Origin of the sequence: Bradyrhizobium sp. USDA 223 (assembly GCF_044909005.1) — a bacterium.
Lineage (GTDB): Bacteria > Pseudomonadota > Alphaproteobacteria > Rhizobiales > Xanthobacteraceae > Bradyrhizobium > Bradyrhizobium yuanmingense.
The window spans coordinates 7,549,523-7,565,244 of the sequence record NZ_JBIYDR010000001.1 but is presented as its reverse complement, the minus strand read 5'-3'; the positions used below and the strand labels follow the sequence as shown (position 1 = coordinate 7,565,244).

General features: G+C 65.1%; 14 protein-coding genes, 1 tRNA gene and 1 pseudogene. 10 read left to right on the top strand and 6 right to left on the bottom strand.

Translation table 11 applies throughout. From position 1 onward, the window contains the following. Positions 1-160 precede the first annotated feature (160 nt). From ABIA40_RS35215 to ABIA40_RS35205, 3 genes are read left to right on the top strand one after another with little or no spacing between them, the layout of a single operon-like run. Positions 161-1,663, top strand: a complete 1,503-nt coding sequence (locus ABIA40_RS35215) for a DUF4153 domain-containing protein (protein ID WP_404545832.1) — start codon at positions 161-163, stop codon at positions 1,661-1,663. Positions 1,664-1,682: 19 nt separating this feature from the next. Beyond that, on the top strand, positions 1,683-2,387 hold the full coding sequence (locus ABIA40_RS35210) for a response regulator transcription factor (protein WP_109142397.1): 705 nt from the start codon (positions 1,683-1,685) through the stop codon (positions 2,385-2,387). Beyond that, positions 2,384-3,970 carry an ATP-binding protein gene (locus ABIA40_RS35205; protein ID WP_404545830.1) on the top strand — a complete coding sequence of 529 codons (1,587 nt, stop codon included), beginning with the start codon at positions 2,384-2,386 and terminating at the stop codon, positions 3,968-3,970. The genes ABIA40_RS35210 and ABIA40_RS35205 overlap by 4 nt, the downstream gene beginning before the upstream one ends. Here the strand turns inward: ABIA40_RS35205 and ABIA40_RS35200 are convergent. Continuing rightward, positions 3,967-4,107, bottom strand: coding sequence for a hypothetical protein (locus ABIA40_RS35200; RefSeq protein WP_167361649.1), 141 nt, complete (start codon positions 4,105-4,107; stop codon positions 3,967-3,969). The two genes, ABIA40_RS35205 and ABIA40_RS35200, sit on opposite strands and share 4 nt — an antisense overlap. Before the next feature lie 79 nt (positions 4,108-4,186). Between ABIA40_RS35200 and ABIA40_RS35195 the strand changes: the two genes are divergently transcribed. The 3 genes from ABIA40_RS35195 (at position 4,187) to ABIA40_RS35185 (ending at position 7,623) form a co-directional block, all read left to right on the top strand. Next, positions 4,187-4,756, top strand: a complete 570-nt coding sequence (locus tag ABIA40_RS35195; RefSeq protein WP_157282815.1) for an alpha-ketoglutarate-dependent dioxygenase AlkB — start codon at positions 4,187-4,189, stop codon at positions 4,754-4,756. 228 nt (positions 4,757-4,984) lie between these two features. Continuing rightward, positions 4,985-5,911: an alpha/beta hydrolase gene (locus ABIA40_RS35190; RefSeq protein WP_404545828.1), complete on the top strand. Its 927-nt coding sequence runs from the start codon at positions 4,985-4,987 to the stop codon at positions 5,909-5,911. Between the two features lie 485 nt (positions 5,912-6,396). Further along, positions 6,397-7,623 carry an ABC transporter substrate-binding protein gene (locus ABIA40_RS35185; protein WP_271543080.1) on the top strand — a complete coding sequence of 409 codons (1,227 nt, stop codon included), beginning with the start codon at positions 6,397-6,399 and terminating at the stop codon, positions 7,621-7,623. A gap of 195 nt (positions 7,624-7,818) precedes the next feature. Here the strand turns inward: ABIA40_RS35185 and ABIA40_RS35180 are convergent, their stop codons facing one another. After that, on the bottom strand, positions 7,819-9,381 hold the full coding sequence (locus tag ABIA40_RS35180; protein WP_404545826.1) for an adenylate/guanylate cyclase domain-containing protein: 1,563 nt from the start codon (positions 9,379-9,381) through the stop codon (positions 7,819-7,821). 192 nt (positions 9,382-9,573) lie between these two features. Between ABIA40_RS35180 and ABIA40_RS35175 the strand changes: the two genes are divergently transcribed. Both ABIA40_RS35175 and ABIA40_RS35170 read left to right on the top strand, forming a co-directional pair. After that, positions 9,574-10,665 (top strand): enolase C-terminal domain-like protein, encoded by a 1,092-nt coding sequence (locus tag ABIA40_RS35175; RefSeq protein WP_404545824.1) that lies wholly within the window; start codon positions 9,574-9,576, stop codon positions 10,663-10,665. Positions 10,666-10,745: 80 nt separating this feature from the next. Then, the gene (locus ABIA40_RS35170; protein ID WP_404545822.1) at positions 10,746-11,219 is read left to right on the top strand and encodes an NUDIX hydrolase; all 474 of its coding nucleotides are present in this window, start codon (positions 10,746-10,748) and stop codon (positions 11,217-11,219) included. Between the two features lie 172 nt (positions 11,220-11,391). Here ABIA40_RS35170 and ABIA40_RS35165 read toward each other — a convergent pair. From ABIA40_RS35165 to cpdR, 3 genes and pseudogenes are all read right to left on the bottom strand, one after another. Beyond that, positions 11,392-11,607 (bottom strand): annotated as a pseudogene (locus ABIA40_RS35165) (L-2-amino-thiazoline-4-carboxylic acid hydrolase); the annotation flags it as partial. 58 nt (positions 11,608-11,665) lie between these two features. Beyond that, positions 11,666-11,740, bottom strand: a tRNA-Val gene (locus ABIA40_RS35160). Positions 11,741-11,812: 72 nt separating this feature from the next. Further along, positions 11,813-12,172, bottom strand: a complete 360-nt coding sequence (gene cpdR, locus ABIA40_RS35155) for a cell cycle two-component system response regulator CpdR (protein ID WP_007597092.1) — start codon at positions 12,170-12,172, stop codon at positions 11,813-11,815. 333 nt (positions 12,173-12,505) lie between these two features. On the opposite strand from cpdR, the gene ABIA40_RS35150 reads away from it, so the two are divergent. Both ABIA40_RS35150 and hisN read left to right on the top strand, forming a co-directional pair. Then, a complete protein-coding gene (locus ABIA40_RS35150) occupies positions 12,506-13,396 on the top strand; it encodes an N-formylglutamate amidohydrolase (protein WP_036021434.1) in 891 nt (296 codons plus the stop codon). Positions 13,397-13,936: 540 nt separating this feature from the next. After that, positions 13,937-14,719: a histidinol-phosphatase gene (gene hisN / locus ABIA40_RS35145; protein ID WP_271545692.1), complete on the top strand. Its 783-nt coding sequence runs from the start codon at positions 13,937-13,939 to the stop codon at positions 14,717-14,719. A gap of 55 nt (positions 14,720-14,774) precedes the next feature. Here the strand turns inward: hisN and ABIA40_RS35140 are convergent, their stop codons facing one another. Further along, positions 14,775-15,665 carry a LysR substrate-binding domain-containing protein gene (locus tag ABIA40_RS35140; RefSeq protein WP_271545694.1) on the bottom strand — a complete coding sequence of 297 codons (891 nt, stop codon included), beginning with the start codon at positions 15,663-15,665 and terminating at the stop codon, positions 14,775-14,777. Positions 15,666-15,722 lie beyond the last annotated feature (57 nt).

Here is a 15,722-nt window from a genome sequence, read left to right as displayed (position 1 = left end):
TCGCACCTAGCAAAGCGAATCACGCTGCGCGAGAGGCAAAAGCGCGCCTGCACGAAAACTGCAAAAAACTCCTGAAGCCGTGCAGACGATGATCCCGCCGTCTGCACAAGTGCCGTTCAGAATTCGTGATGCCACCACCATTCACGGAGACTCTCTGGACATGACGAGCCTGGCTTCGACGACGGACATCCAACCGATCAGGCCTTCTGCGCTGTCGGCCAAGCTCGCAGTGGCGCTGCTGCTGGCTGGGCTCGCCGACTGGCTGTTCTACGGTCAGCGGATCGGGCTGTCGCTGACGCTGTTTGCGGTCGCGACCGCCTGCGTGTCGGTGCTGTTCAATCACGCGACCCTGGACTGGCGGCGGGCGATGATCAGCGGCGCGATCCTTGTGCTCGGCCTTGTGCCGGCCATGGAAGAGCTCAACACGCTGTCCTTCCTGATCCTCGTCGCGTCGCTGACGATTGCGCTGTTGCTTGCGACCAATCCCGATACGACCGGGCTCACCGACCGCGCCCGCGCGCTGCGCAATTTCCTCCTGCTCGGTCCCTTCAGGTTCTTCCTCGAAGCGCCCCAGATGTTCAACCTGTCGGCCTTCGCACGTGGCATCGCGCTCTGGCTGATGCCCGCGGCGCTCGGCACCGTCTTCATCGCCCTGTTCGCCGCCGCCAATCCGGTGATCGAGCAATGGGTGTCGCTGCTCAATCCCAAGGTCATGTTCGACCATACCAACATGTGGCGCGTCCTGTTCTGGACCTTGATGCTGGCTCTGGTCTGGCCGTTCATCCATGTGAGCTGGCGGCGCAAGACGATAGACATCGCCCCCGTGGCCGAAGGCCCGGTGCCACTGCCGCTGTCGCCTATGGTCTCGGCGGAATTTCTCGGCCCCTCCATCGTCCTGCGCTCGCTGATCCTGTTCAACCTGCTGTTTGCGGCGCAATCGATTCTCGACGGCATTTATCTCTGGGGTCACGTGGCGCTGCCCGACAGTTTGACCTACGCGGCCTATGCCCATCGCGGCGCATATCCGCTGATCGCAACCGCGCTGCTTGCGGCCGCTTTCGTACTGGTGGCGATGCGCCGGGGCGGGCCAGCCGAAAAGTCGAGAGTGATCCGGCCGCTGGTCTATCTCTGGGTAGGACAGAACGTGCTTCTGGTCGGCTCGTCCATCCGCCGGCTCGATCTCTATGTCGACATCTACATGCTGACCTATTGGCGCATCGCGGCCTTCATCTGGATGGGGCTGGTGGCGCTCGGCCTGATCCTGATCGTCGCGCGCATCGTGCTCGACAGGTCCAACCAATGGCTGATCGGCGCCAATCTCGCCGCGTTGACGATCGTGCTCTACGGCTGCTCCCTCGTGAACTTCGACGCCTTCATCGCCGACTACAATGTCACCCATAGCCGGGAAGTGTCGGGAAAAGGCGTGCACATCGACATCGATTATCTCATGACGCTCGGACCGCAGGCGGTGCCCGCCATCGACAAGGCGTTCGCGCTGCGGCCCGCCGCCAGGGAGGGCTGCCTTGTGCCCCGCCGCGACCGCCTTGTAGAACAGCTGCGTCAGGATCTGGCCTGGCGAAGCTGGAGCTTTCGCGACTGGCGGCTCCAGCGCAGGCTGGGCGCCCAGGCAAGAGCTCAGGCCGGCAACCAGCCGGCGAGCTGACGAGGACACGGAGAGTTTCTTGGCGCATCGCATTCTCATCGTCGACGACGAAGGCCACATCCGCGAGGTCATCCGCGTCGCCCTGAAGAAGGCCGGCATGGACGTGATCGAGGCCCGCGACGGCAAGGAGGCGCTTCTCCGCTTTGCCGCCGACAGGCCCGATCTCATCGTGCTGGACATCGGCATGCCCGAGTTCGACGGCCTCGACGTCTGCCGCGAGATTCGCAAAGGCTCCGACGTGCCGATCCTGTTCCTGTCGGCGCGCGACGAGGAGATCGACCGTATCCTGGGCCTTGAGATCGGCGGCGACGACTACGTCACGAAGCCGTTCAGCCCGCGCGAGCTGGTGGCGCGGGTCAATGTCATCCTGCGCCGCCTCAGCCCGCGCAACGGAGAAGCCAAGGCCGGGCCCACCGCGCTGACGCAAGGCGGGCTGCTGATCGATCCCGAACAGCATGTCGCGTCCTTTGCCGGCACGCCGCTGAAGCTGACCGCGATCGAGTTCGGCATCCTGCGCGCGTTCCTGTCCCGGCCGACATCGGTGTTCAACCGCGAGCAGCTGATGCGCGCGGCCTACCAGCTCAACATCCAGGTCTCCGACCGCACCATCGACAGCCATATCCGCAACATCCGCGCCAAGCTCGCGGCGCTTGCTTGCGACAACGTGATCGAGACCATCCACGGCGTCGGCTTCAAGCTCGGCCGCTGCGAGAAAGAGGCATGAGCGCTGCGCCCGACAAATGGCGGCCGTCGCTCACCCTCGTGATCTTCACGGTGCTGGCGACGGTCGGCATATTGCCGCTGGTCGGCCTGTTCTTCTTCCGTCTCTACGACAACCAGCTGATCCGCCAGACCCAGGCCGAGCTGATCGCACAGAGCCGCGTGCTGGCGACGATCTATGCGCAGGAGGTCGCGGCCCGGCTCGACAGCGGCCTCGTGCTCGGCGCCGAGGTGCCGCCGGGCGTGCTGCCCGATCCCGGCGACCAGGTAACACCGATCCGCCCCGCGCTCGACCTCACCGCGAACGACCTGTTGCGGCGGCGGCCCGACGCATTGCCCGCGGCCAGGCAGGCGCAAGCAGCCTATGTCGAGATCGGGGCCAGGCTGACGCCGATCATCCGCGAGACCCAGAAGGTGACATTGGCCGGCTTTCGCATCCTCGATCCGCAAGGCGTGGTGATTGCCGGGCGGCAGGAGGTCGGGCAGTCGCTCGCCCATATCGAGGAAGTCGCGGAGGCTCTGCAAGGGCAATACCGCGCGACTTTACGCAACCGCGTGCCGGACAAGCCGCCGCCGCCGATCTATTCCTTCAGCCGCGGCCTCGGCGTGCACGTGTTCTCGGCGATGCCCGTCATCGTCAACAACCACGTCGCCGGGGTGATCTACACGACGCGGACGCCGAGCAACATTTTCGACCATCTCTATCAGGAACGCGCCAAGTTCGTGCTGGCGGGACTCGCCGTGATCCTCGGCACCATCGCGATCGGCCTCGTGTTCTCGCGCACCATCACGCTGCCGATGCGCGAGCTGATCGACCGCGCCGCCCGAATCGGCCGCGGCGACCGGGAGGCGTTCCAGCCGCTGAAGCATTACGGCACGCGCGAGTTCGCCCAGCTCTCGCACAGCTTTCTCGGCATGGCCGAGCAGCTGGCGCGGCGCTCCGACTATATCGCAACCTTCTCGGCCCATCTGACCCACGAGCTGAAATCGCCGCTGACCTCGATCAAGGGCGCAGCCGAGCTGTTGCAGGATTCGGTGCAAGGCAAGGCCGAGGGCCTGACGCCGGCCGAGCAGAATACCTTCATCGCCAACATCCTGTCTGATACCCAGCGGCTGGAGGCGATGGCGCAGCGGCTGCGGGAGCTCGCCCGCGCCGAGAGCCTGCCGCAGAACGAGCGCACCGAGCTGGCGCCCGTGATCGCCGATCTCAGGAGGCGGTTTCCGGCAAGCTCGATCGAGGCCAGCGGCAGCCTCGACCGGGCGATCGGAATGTCCTCGGAGAAGGCGCTGATCGTGCTGTCGCACATCGCCGACAATGCGGTGCGGCACAAGGCCGGGACGATCAGGCTGGAGGCGGTCGACGCACGGACGACCGTGCTTGTGACGGTCAGCAATGACGGCGAGCCGATCTCGGCGCCGAACCGCGACAGGATCTTCGATGCGTTCTTCACCACCCGCCGCGACCAGGGCGGCACCGGGATGGGGCTGGCGATCGCGCGCGCGGTGATGGCGAGCCATGGCGGCTCGATCAGGCTTAAGCCGACCGACGAGGGCGCAGCCTTCGAGCTCCAGTTTCCGGTTGCCTAGATCGCAAAGACCCAGACGGCGACGATGGTGCCGATGGTGGCGAGACCGGCGATGGTCCAACCGGCGGCGTATTCCAACTCAGGATGACCGGTCGCCCGCATGATCTCAACCGGATCGGCGGTATGCTTCTCTGCCATGACAGCCTCGCACGTTTCTTCCCGCGTCATAGATAAGTCGCATCAGCCGCAAAGAGGTTCCATCACGGAAATGCGAGGCATGACGCAGCTAGGTTTGTTCGCCGACCCGCAGGAAGGCCCGGCCGGCCTTCGCACCACGGACGACTTTATCGATCACGCCGCCGAGCAGGATCTGATCGGCCGCATCGCAGCATTGCCGCTCCAGCGCTTTCAGTTCGGCGCGTTCGAGGGCAACCGCCGGGTGGCGTCGTTCGGCTATCGCTACGACTACACGCTGCAGCGTCTGGCCGAGGCCGATCCGATCCCGGACTGGGTCCGGCCCGTCGCGCGGCAGGCCGAGGCCTGGGCGGCGCTGCCGGAGGGCAGCGTCCGGCAGGTGCTGTGCACTGAATACGAGGTCGGCGTCGGCATCGGCTGGCATCGCGACAAGCCGCATTTCGACAAGGTTCTCGGCCTGTCGCTGGGCTCGCCGTGCAACTTCCGCTTCCGCCGCCGCAACGGCGCCAAGTGGGAGCGCCATACGCTCACCGCCCTGCCGCGCTCGCTCTACATGATGGACGGCGAGGCGCGGTCGCAGTGGGAGCACAGCATCCCCCCGGTCGCGGCGCGGCGCTATTCCATCACCTTCCGGACGATGAAGCGGGCCTGACGGACCATCCAAAACAAAACCGCGAAAACAACCCCATGCACAGTAGCGAGCCGTTGCCGGCGCGAGCCTCGGCTGGGCTGGACAACCGCATGACGGATCGGGATAAAGCGGCGGCGGCGCGACCTGCCCGCCAAGGTGCCGCGAATTCGCCTCAAGACCGGCTGACTAATGAGGCGAATTCTGGCCAGATCAGCGAGCCAAGATGAGCCCCGCAAGGCCGCCACGCCCATGAAGAATTGTCTGACATTTTTCCTGTTTCTGACCATGACTGCGGCCTCCGCACACGGACCCGTGCCGGGCCGGCTGCCGCCCTCCGATCTCGTGCGAGCAGGCCTCACCGATTCCGACACCACCGCCGGCGGCACCGCGCGGCTGTGCGAGCAGGTCACCTTCTCGCGCGGCCTGCGCTATGGCGAGAGCGAGGCCAATGTGCTCGATGTCGCGACTAGCGCGACCAAGGCCGACACGCCGCGGCCGGTGCTGCTGTTCGTGACGGGGGATACCTTCACCGGCGACCGCGGAGCGCCGGAGCTGTCGCGCCAGATCCAGGACCAGGCGATGTGCTTTGCTGCGCGCAATGGCATGATCGGGGTCCGCGTCAATTATCGCCTGGCGCCCGCGGCGACCTGGCCGGCCGGCGCGGCCGATGTGGCCGCGGCGCTGTCCTGGGTTCATGGCAATATCGACCTCTTCAACGGCGATGCCCGCGAGATCGTCGCGGTCGGCTACGGCGCCGGCGCCTTCCACGTCGCGACCATGCTGGCGCATCCCGAGCTGCAGACCGCCGGTGCCGACGTCGCGGGCGTGGTGCTGGTGTCCGGGATCTACCGCGTCGGCAAGGACGCAAGCGACAGCGAGAAGGCCTATCTCGGCGGTGATGCCACCCAGTACGACAAGCGCTCGGTATTCCCCGGTATCCTCAATGTCGACGTGCCGATCGTGCTGGCCTGGGCCGCGGACGATTCCGCCGGCCTCGTGGCGCAGGGCGAGACGCTGAAGAAGACGCTGTGCGGCGCCGGCCATTGCCCGCGCAGCACGCTGCTGCGCAGCCGCGACGGCATCGCGAACGCCTTCGGCCTCGACGGCTCCGGCGACAGCCTCGCGGAGCCGACGCTGCTGCTGGTGCGGCAGTTGGAGGCGCGGGGATTGCCGTAGGGGTTGCGGTAGCGCGGTTTCTACTCTGACCGTTTGCTGGGCCAATCCCCCGCCCTCCGCCGCAGGAGCACACTTCTCGCGTCGTGGGCGGTCGGTACCCTCCCCCTCCAGGCCCCTGGAGGGGGAGGGTCGGCTCACATGAAGCGAAGCGCAATGTGAGACGGGGTGGGGTGACGGTCTATCAGCGTCGCACACTGCCCGGGTCGAGAGATCACCCCACCCCGCTCGCGCTACGCGCGATCGACCACGGGCGAGCTACGCTCGTCCCGGACCCCTCCAGGGGAGGGTAAGAGCAGGTTGCCACACGACACACACTCTCGATCAGAAATCAAAGCAGCGCGTCAACACGCCTGCCATTTCGCTTCCGGCCCATGCGTCGCATCGAAGCGCGACAGCCACACGATTGCCAAACGCTTGACCTAGATCAATCGGCCTTGGTGGGGATTGAGCCGACCTCGTTGGGGGCCAACCACAAGGCGTCGAACATGCGCTTCATCGGCAGGATGCTGTTCGTTTCCGTGATTGCCGTCGCATCGCTGGGCGCGATGTCGCTGCAGCAGCACGCGGATCAACCCGCAAGCCATGAGGAAATCCGCATCGGCAATGTCATGCCGTATTCGGGGCCGCTGTCGGAGTTCGGCGCGATCGGCCAGGCGGAAGCGGCCTATTTCGACATGGTCAACGCGCGCGGCGGCATCAACGGCCGCAAGATCCGCTTCATCACCCGCGACGACAATTCCGATCCGGCAACCGCGCTGGAGCTGACGCGCAAGCTGGTCGAGAAGGACGGCGTGCACCTGATGTTCGGCTCGTTCGGCACGCCCGGTAATCTCGTCACGCGCTCGTACCTGAACGAGAAGAAGATCCCGCAACTGTTCGTCGCCTCCGGCGACGAGGAGCTGAGCCAGCCGAGCGCGTTTCCCTGGACCATGGGCTGGCAGCCGTCGTTCCGGTCGGAAGGGCGCATCTACGCCAACTACATCCAGGCCTCTTACCCCAGGAAGAAGATCGTCGTGCTCTGGCAGAACGACCAGTTCGGGCGCATGCTCTACAAGGGCATCCAGGAGGGCCTCGGCGATCTCAACCGTCACGTCCTCGTCGACATCGCCTTCGATCTGGCCGACGAGCATCTCGACGGGCATGTCTCGATCCTCAAGCGCGCCGGCGCCGATATCTTCGTCTTCCTCGGCGTGCCCTCGACCGCATCCAAGGTGATCAAGCTGGCAGCGTCCCTGAATTGGCGTCCGGTCTTCATCGTCAACGATGCCTCCGCCTCGATCGCCAACGCGATGGCGCCCGCGGGGCTGGAAAACTCTGCCGGCGTGATTTCGGCGGCCTTTTTGAAGGATCCGAGCGATCCGGCCTGGAAGGACGATCCCGGCATGAAGGACTGGTTCGCTTTCATGGACAAATACCATCGGGTCGAAAGCACCAACAACAGTGCGGCCGTCTATGGCTACGCCGCGGCCGAGGCGCTGACGCAGGTGCTGAAGCAATGCGGCGACGATTTTTCGCGCGACAACATCATGCGCCAGGCAGCTTCGCTCCGGGACTATCAGCCTTCGGTCGCATTGCCCAACATCAGGATGAACACCTCGCCCAATCGCTACCTGCCGATCCGGCAGATGCGGCTCGTGCAATTCGACGGGCGGTCGTGGCAGCCGTTCGGGGACGTGATCGAGACGGCGTTCACGGAAGGCGCGGCAAGGTGAGCCTCCACCTGTGCCTTTGCAGGGCTACCCGTCCCCGGCCTTTCCCGCAGAAGAAGCAAGCACGTGACCGTTGGTGCACCGAAGCTTCCAGGGCGTCATGGCCGGGCTAGTCCCGGCCATCCACGTATTTCTTCGCGGCACCAAGAACGTGGACGCCCAGGACAAGCCCGGGCATGACGACCTATTGTGCCTGCCTCACGCCGGCTTCAGTGAGGCCAGCGCGTTCTCCAGGAGCGAGCGGACGCGCGCGGCGTCGCCTGATTTCACCACGGCGGGGTCGAGATAGAGCTCGAGCCCCGGCGCGCGCTCGGTGATGATGCCGCTGTTCTCCGCAGCTTTGTCGTTCAGCGCGTCGACCGAATAGGGGATCACCTCGCGGCGTATGCCCTTCATCGTGATCGCCGGGAGCGCATGGGCGCGGACGATGTCGCTAACGAGGGCGAAGGTCTCGTAGCTCAGCACGATGCCGCCGGGCTCGGCGATCGATTGCAGGCGCGCGGCGAGGTTCGCCTCCGCACCGATGATGGTGTAGTCCATCCGGTCGGCGCTGCCGAAATTGCCGACATTGCAATAGCCCGAGTTGATGCCCATGCGCGAGCGGAACGGCTGCTCGATGCCGGAGGCGCGCCACTTCGCGTTCAGCTCGGCAAGCCGCTGCTGCATGCGCCAGGCCATCTGCAGGCAGGCCTGTGCATCGGCGCGGTCGCCCTTGGTCTCGGGGTCGCCGAAGAAGATCAGCATGGCATCGCCGATGAACTTGTCGATGGTGCCGCCATATTCGTGGGCGATGGCCGACATCTCGGTGAAATATTTGTTGAGCAACTGTGTCAGCTGCTCTGGCTGGAGCCGTTCCGCGGTCGCCGTGAAATTCTGAATGTCGGAGAAGAAGATGGTGAGCTTCTTGCGCTCGGTGTGGATGGTGACGTCCTTCTGGCCCGAGAAGATGCTCTTGTAGACCTGCGGCGGGATGTAGCGCGAGATCTTCATCGACAGCGAGGCCAGGAAGTCGTTGGCGGATTCGAGCTCCTTGTTCATGTTCTTGATGCGGCGCGCCTGACGGCGCTGCAACGACAGGAACGCCAGCCCGCTCCCGGCGGCGATCACGAAATAGGCCAGCAGGAACTTGAACGAGAAGATGTTGGCGGCGATCGGCTGAGCGATAATGACCTCCTGGATGCCCCTGACGTCGCCGACCTTCCAGTCCTTCTTCGGGCTCTCGGGATGGCTGTTGTGGCAGCTGACGCAGGCCGGGCCCATCGTTACGGGGGCAACGAGACGAACCTTGTCGTTGAACAACGAGGTCTCGGTCTCCACGATCTTCTGCTCGGGATCCTTGCGCAGCGCCTCCAGCGCATCCTTCTCGAACTTGTCGAGCTGGTGCGGGGCGCGGTTCTGGAACGGGAAGTCCGAGACGAAGCGGTAGGTGATGTTCTCCTGCTGCGCGCCGATCACCCGGCCGAGCTCCAGCGACAGCGTCGCGGGGATCGGGATCGCGCCAGGCACGGATTCGTAGTTGTGCACGACCTTGGTGCTGCCATTGGGGTTGGCGAGCACGCGCCCGACCACGTTGGAGGCGTAATAGCTGCGCACGCTCGTGATCACCGAATTGAGATCGATCGCCTGGCGCCGCAGCGCCGTCTTGCTGAGCTCGGTCAGGTCCAGCCACACCGCGACCGGCAGGGCGAGCAGGAGGAAGACGATCGCAGCACCCGTGAGGACGCCGCTCTTGCGCTGTTCTTCGGAGATCGCTTGTTTCACGTCGTGGCTCCGTTGTGTGCGATTTTGTCGCAAATCCTTCCGGAATCCGAGACAAAGCATGCGGCGGCACAGAGCCAAGAATTGCCGGCCGGCGCAACCCCATTTTATGGTGGTCGCAGCAAGCGGCTTTTCGTTTGATCACGGATGCTTAAGATCGGCGCCGACCCGCATCCGCGCCGCCGGGAGAGAGCCATGACCGAGACCGTCCGCATCAAGCGCTTTGTCGCACGCCCCGTGATCGTGCCGATGAACCTGCCGCTCCAGACCGCGACCGGGGCGGTCGCCAAGGCGCCGCTGGTGCTGATCGACTGCGAGACCGATCAGGGCGCGGTGGGCCATTCCTATCTGTTCTCGCTCACGCCCTCGGCCTTGAAGCCGCTGGCGGCGATGGTCACGGAAATGTCGGACCTCGTCACCGGCGACGAGCTGCTGCCGTTCGAGATCGAACGCAAGCTGAGCCAGCGTTTCACGCTGCTGGGCCTCGCCGGCCTGCAGCGGCTGGCGCAATCCGGCATCGACATGGCGGCATGGGACGCGCTGGCGCGCACGCGCGGCCTGCCGCTGGCCCGCCTGCTCGGCGGCGCGCCGAAGCCGGTGCGCGCCTACAATTCGAAAGGGCTCGGCATCATGCCGGCGGGCGCCGCGGTGGAGGAAGCCCACAAGCTGCTGGCCGAGGGGTTTCACGCCGCGAAGATCCGCGTCGGCCGAAGCGATGCGCGGGAGGATCTCGCCGTCGTGCGCGCGGTGCGCAAGGCCGTCGGCGACGAGGTCACGCTGATGTGCGACTACAATCAGGCGCTGACGGTCACCGAAGCGATCCGCCGCGGTGAGATGCTCGACGACGAGGGCCTCAGCTGGATTGAAGAGCCGATCCGCCACGACGATCATGCCGGCTGCGCCCGCGTTGCCGACGCGCTGCAGACGCCGGTCCAGATCGGCGAGAACTTCGACAGCGCGTTTTCCATGCAAGCCGCGCTCTCGGCGGAGGCCTGCGACTACGTGATGCCTGATGTCCAGCGCATCGGCGGCGTCACCGGCTGGCTCCGCGCCGCGTCGCTCGCCCATGCTGCCGGCATCGAGATGTCGTCGCACCTGTTCTCGGAAGTCAGCGCGCATCTGCTCTGCGTGACGCCGACCGCGCATTGGCTCGAATATGTCGACTGGGCCGATGCGGTGCTGGCAACGCGGCTGCAGATCAAGGACGGCTTTGCGCTGCCGAGCGAGGAGCCGGGCAACGGGATCGCGTGGGACGAGGCGGCGGTGAGGAAGTATCTGGTGGAGTGACGGGTCTCTCATCTCGCCATTGCAAGCACACCATCTCCTCCCTCGTTGCGAAAGCATGCGACACGGATTAACGATCCGCCATGACCACATGGCGCCCCCATCCCCATATCCGCGTCGTCGCGATCGGCCTGCACTGGCGCGGCGGGCGGCTGCTGGCGGCCGAGGTGCGCGACGATGCGGGGCGGATCAAGGGCGTGCGCCCGCTCGGCGGCGAGATCGAGTTCGGCGAGAGCTGGCGCGCGGCCTTGGTGCGGGAATTCAACGAAGAGCTCGGCATCGACGTCAGCATCGTGGGCGAGCCGCTGGTGATTGAGAACATTTTTGTGCACGAGGCATCGACCGGGCACGAGGTGATGTTCATCGCGGAGATCGCGTTTCTGGATGGCGCATTCGCCGGCCAGGAGCGCGTCGACTTCCGCGAGGACAATGGAGAGCAAATCGTCGCGCGCTGGTTCGACCTTGCCGATCTCGACCTGGAGGGCGGGCCGAGGCTCTATCCGACGGGGCTGAAGGACTTGCTGCTCGGGAGCAAACTCGACGTTCCGTCATCCTGAGGCGCGCACTGCCTCCATGTCGTGATTGCGAGCCACCGGGTCCGCGCGAAACGCACGGCCGATCACAGGCTCCGCGAAGCAGTCCAGAATCCCGTCGCCGAAAGACTCTGGATTGCTTCGCTGCGCTCGCAATGACGGAATGTGGGGCGACAGCATGCCTGCATCGTTGCCGTCACTGTGATCCGCCTCCATCGCGCTTGTAGCGGAAATCGCAATGGGAGGCGCCTTGCATGATAGTCTGCGTGCGCGTGAGCCTGATGTCGGGACCAAAACCTTCCGCGGTGGCAAAGTCCGCGGTGCAGATCAGCAGGAAGCCGAGTTCGGGCTCGCCGAGGGCCTTGTAGAATTCGGCATAGGCGCAGCGCGTCACGTCGAAGGCGAACGCGTCCGCCGCGCCCGTTGCGCTTCGGCGCGGCATCCTTCACTCTGCTATCGCGAGCGAAGGATGGTGGGCACGACAGGGATCGAACCTGTGACCCCTACCATGTCAAGGTAGTGCTCTCCCGCTGAGCTACGTGCCCTAGAGGTCATTTCATCGGTGGGGTCCCTATAACGGCTCACGGGACCCTGCGCAAGGACGGAACGGGGCCGATTTAGGCCGCCAGCATCTTGTTCACTTCGCTGACCAATTCGCGCAAGTGAACGGGCTTGGACAGCACCTTGGCGTTCTTGGGGGCGTCCGAATCCGAGTTCAGGGCAACCGCAGCAAAGCCGGTGATGAACATGATCTTGATGTCGGGGTCGAGTTCCGAGGCCCGGCGGGCGAGTTCGATGCCGTCCATTTCGGGCATGACGATGTCGGTCAGCAGCATCTCGAACGGCTCTTCCCGCAGCCGCTGATAGGCGGCCATGCCGTTGTCGTGGGACGAGACCTGAAAACCGGCGTTTTCCAGCGCCTTGACCAGGAAACGGCGCATGTCGTTGTCGTCTTCGGCGAGCAGGATCTTTGGCATGGCAGGAAACGTCGAATCCCCAGAGGATATCAGCAGAGGTCACTAAGCCCGACAGAGGGTAAATTTGGGGTGAAAATCTTAACCCTGCGCCGGCCCCGCCGCCGGCTCTTTGTGGACCGGAACGAGGTCTGAATCAATCGAGCCGGACCGGCGCGTCCCCTTCCCGCTGGCCGCACGGTTAAGATCTGTTCCAAGAGGCCATCACATCTTTTCGCTTGGCAGAATGGTTGCGATTCCGGACAATGACGACACATAAGAGCCGCGAGATCGGCCGAATCATTGGACCCGGAGCTTGTCCGGATCGGACGGCACGAAGGGACGAAGCCTGAGAAGATGACCCGCTTTGACGGCGACATGTCGCCAGCCTTCGAGATCTTCGAGCCTGCCGAATGGCGCGCGCCCGTCATCTTCAACTCGCCACATTCCGGCTCGACCTATCCTGAGGAATTCCTGGCGGCGTCGCGGATCGACCTGCCCACGCTGCGGCGGTCGGAAGATTCGTTCATGGACGAGCTGATCGGCCATCTGAGCGCGCGCGGCTTTCCGACGGTGCGTGTCAACTTTCCCCGCTCCTATGTCGACGTCAACCGCGAGCCCTATGAGCTCGACCCGCGCATGTTCACCGGCCGGCTTCCGAGCTTCGCCAACACCCGCTCGATGCGCGTCGCGGGCGGCCTCGGCACCATTCCCCGCGTGGTCGGCGACGGCCAGGAGATCTACCGCGACCGCCTCCTGGTCGACGATGCGCTGGGGCGGATCGAGACGCTGTACAAGCCCTACCATCGCGCGCTACGCCGGCTGATCAACAAGGTGCACCAGATGTTCGGCACGGTGGTGCTGGTCGACTGCCACTCGATGCCGTCGGTCGGCGTCAGCAGGGACGAGCCGCGCCGGCCCGACGTCGTGATCGGCGATCGCTACGGCACCAGCTGCACGCCGCTCTTGCCCGATCGCGTCGAGGAGACCATGAGCGGGCTCGGCTATTCGATCGGCCGCAACAAGCCCTATGCCGGCGGCTTCATCACCGAGCATTACGGCAATCCCGCGAGCGGCCTGCACGCCGTGCAGCTCGAGCTCAACCGCGCGATCTACATGGACGAGCGGCGGCGCGAGCGCAGCGCTCGCTTTGCGCAAGTGGCCTCCGACTTCGGCGTTCTCGCCGACGTGCTGGCGACCACGATTCCGTTCGCCGATCTCGGCCCATTCCAGGCCGCGGCGGAATAGGACGCAGCTTCTCTCCGAAACGACGAGGCCTTCTGAGACGAAGAAGCTTTGCGCGCGACTGCGTTTTCGCTTCGCAAGCTTGCGCGCGCGAAATGAAAACGGCGGGGCTCAGAAAAAAGGGCCGCTCGCGAATGACGCAAGCGGCCCAAGTCTAGGGAGGAAACGCCCAAGGAGGGCAGCGGTAACGCGAGGCGCTACCGCACCGCAACAATATGCGACCGCGCCGCACAAAGTGCAAGGGCTTTTGCGCGGTTTCCCATGCAAATCGCACATGGCTCAGTTGCTTCTATGGAAACCCAGATTCAGTTTCTTTGATAAGGAAATTCAATGGGTTGATAGTCATTTGCATACGAACAAGGCAAGGTCGGAACTAAGATTTCAACTCCATGATCGATATTTGGCCAGCAGATGACTGGAATGGGGCAGCCCGCCGCGGCATCCAAAATACCAGGGCGCAACGCCAAGACAGCGCTGCACGCGGCAGGCGAATTGAGCTAGGCAGGAGGCAAGCTCTCCAACTTCGCTTCGAGGATTTCGCCTGTGACGGTGATCGACTTCTCCGCCTTCATCGGTCGGCTCGCCACCGCCTCCGGCGAAACCATCCTGCCGTTCTTCCGCACCTCGCTGTCGATCGACGACAAGAGCAAGACCAAGGATTTCGACCCCGTGACGGAGGCCGACCGCGCCGCGGAGGCGGTGATGCGGCGGCTGATCAAGGCCAACTTCCCCCAGCACGGCATCGTCGGCGAGGAATTCGGCAACGAGCGCGAGGACGCCGACTACGTCTGGGTGCTCGACCCCATCGATGGCACCAAATCCTTCATCGGCGGCTTTCCAATCTGGGGCACGCTGATCGCGCTGTTGCACAAGGGCACGCCGGTGTTCGGCATGATGCACCAGCCCTTCATCGGCGAGCGCTTTTCCGGCGACAACGGTTCGGCCAATTATAAAGGGCCGTCGGGCGAGCGCCGGCTCCAGGTCCGCCGCTGCGCTTCGCTGTCGGAGGCCACGACTTACACCACCAGCCCCCTGCTGATGAACGAGAGCGACCGCGCCATCTTCGGCCGCATCGAGAAGAGCGCGCGGCTGTCGCGCTATGGCGGCGACTGCTACTCCTATTGCATGCTTGCCGCGGGCCACGTCGACCTCGTGGTCGAGACCGAGCTGAAGCCCTACGACATCGCGGCGCTGATCCCGATCGTGACCGGCGCCGGCGGCGTCGTCACCACCTGGGAAGGCAAGCCGGCCCAGGGCGGCGGCCGCATCGTCGCGGCCGGCGACGCGCGGGTGCACGAGGCAGCGTTGAAGCTTTTGAACCAATAACGACTCTCACGCCTCGACGAAGCCGATCAAGCGCGCGCGCCAGCGTACAACCAGCTCACACCGCCTCGGCCCTGAGATGCTCCACCAGCAGCTTGGCCGGCCTTGGCAGCGCCTTGAAGCTGCGCGCGCAGATCACGAGGCGGCGGTTGGCGAAGGCATCGCGCAGGCGGACCATGGCGAGCGGCATGGTCCTGGCGCAGCGGCGGGCCGCGGCTTCGGGCACCAGCGCCACGCCGACATCGGCCGCGACCATCTGGCAGATCGCGTCGAAGTCGCGCAGGCGCGCGCGGAAATGCGGCCGCATGCCGAGCCGCGCGGCGTGCTTCGAGATGTGCATCTGGAGCGCGGTGGCGCTGGTCAGGCCGACGAAGTCGCAAGTCCCTGCCTCCTGAAAGTCGATCTGGCGGCGGCCGGCGAACGGCCCGCGTTTCGACGTCACCAGCGTCAGGCGGTCCTCGCTGAAGCGGAAACGCTCGATATGCTCAGGCAGGGCGTGCTCGGCGGCGAAGCCGAGATCGGCAGCGCCGGCGGTGATCGCCGCCGCGATGTCGGTGCTCTCGCGCTCCTCGATGTCGATGGCGACGTCGCGATGTTCGCGCAGGAAGCCGGCCAGTGCCCTCGGCAGATGCTCCGACAGGCCCGACGTGTTGGCGAGGAAATGCACGCTGGCGCGCACGCCACTGGCAAAGCCGGCGAGATCGCCGCGCATGGCGTCGATCTGATGGATCACGAGCCTGGCATGATCGAGCAGGCTCTCGCCGGCCGCGGTCAACTCGACGCCGCGACGCCCGCGCTTGAGCAGCGCGACGCCGAGCGCATCCTCGAGCCCCTTGATACGCGCGCTGGCCGAGGCCAGGGCGAGATGTGATCGCTCCGCGCCGCGGGTGATGCTTCGCTGGTCGGCGACCGCGATGAAGAGCTGGAGATCGACCAGGTCGAAGCGCATGCGATGTCTCCCTGAGCTCCCTGAGCCTTCGTTGAGGCCGAAGGCTCTCTCCGTAAC

What these genes read in the sequence shown, in the direction of transcription:
- ABIA40_RS35140 (WP_271545694.1), bottom strand. Translation starts at nt 15,665, where the DNA reads ATGCGCTTCGACCTGGTCGATCTCCAGCTCTTCATCGCGGTCGCCGAC.
- ABIA40_RS35195 (WP_157282815.1), top strand. Translation starts at nt 4,187, where the DNA reads ATGACGCAGCTAGGTTTGTTCGCCGACCCGCAGGAAGGCCCGGCCGGC.
- ABIA40_RS35205 (WP_404545830.1), top strand. Translation starts at nt 2,384, where the DNA reads ATGAGCGCTGCGCCCGACAAATGGCGGCCGTCGCTCACCCTCGTGATC.
- ABIA40_RS35170 (WP_404545822.1), top strand. Translation starts at nt 10,746, where the DNA reads ATGACCACATGGCGCCCCCATCCCCATATCCGCGTCGTCGCGATCGGC.
- ABIA40_RS35215 (WP_404545832.1), top strand. Translation starts at nt 161, where the DNA reads ATGACGAGCCTGGCTTCGACGACGGACATCCAACCGATCAGGCCTTCT.
- ABIA40_RS35150 (WP_036021434.1), top strand. Translation starts at nt 12,506, where the DNA reads ATGACCCGCTTTGACGGCGACATGTCGCCAGCCTTCGAGATCTTCGAG.
- ABIA40_RS35175 (WP_404545824.1), top strand. Translation starts at nt 9,574, where the DNA reads ATGACCGAGACCGTCCGCATCAAGCGCTTTGTCGCACGCCCCGTGATC.
- cpdR (WP_007597092.1), bottom strand. Translation starts at nt 12,172, where the DNA reads ATGCCAAAGATCCTGCTCGCCGAAGACGACAACGACATGCGCCGTTTC.
- ABIA40_RS35190 (WP_404545828.1), top strand. Translation starts at nt 4,985, where the DNA reads ATGAAGAATTGTCTGACATTTTTCCTGTTTCTGACCATGACTGCGGCC.
- ABIA40_RS35185 (WP_271543080.1), top strand. Translation starts at nt 6,397, where the DNA reads ATGCGCTTCATCGGCAGGATGCTGTTCGTTTCCGTGATTGCCGTCGCA.
- ABIA40_RS35200 (WP_167361649.1), bottom strand. Translation starts at nt 4,107, where the DNA reads ATGGCAGAGAAGCATACCGCCGATCCGGTTGAGATCATGCGGGCGACC.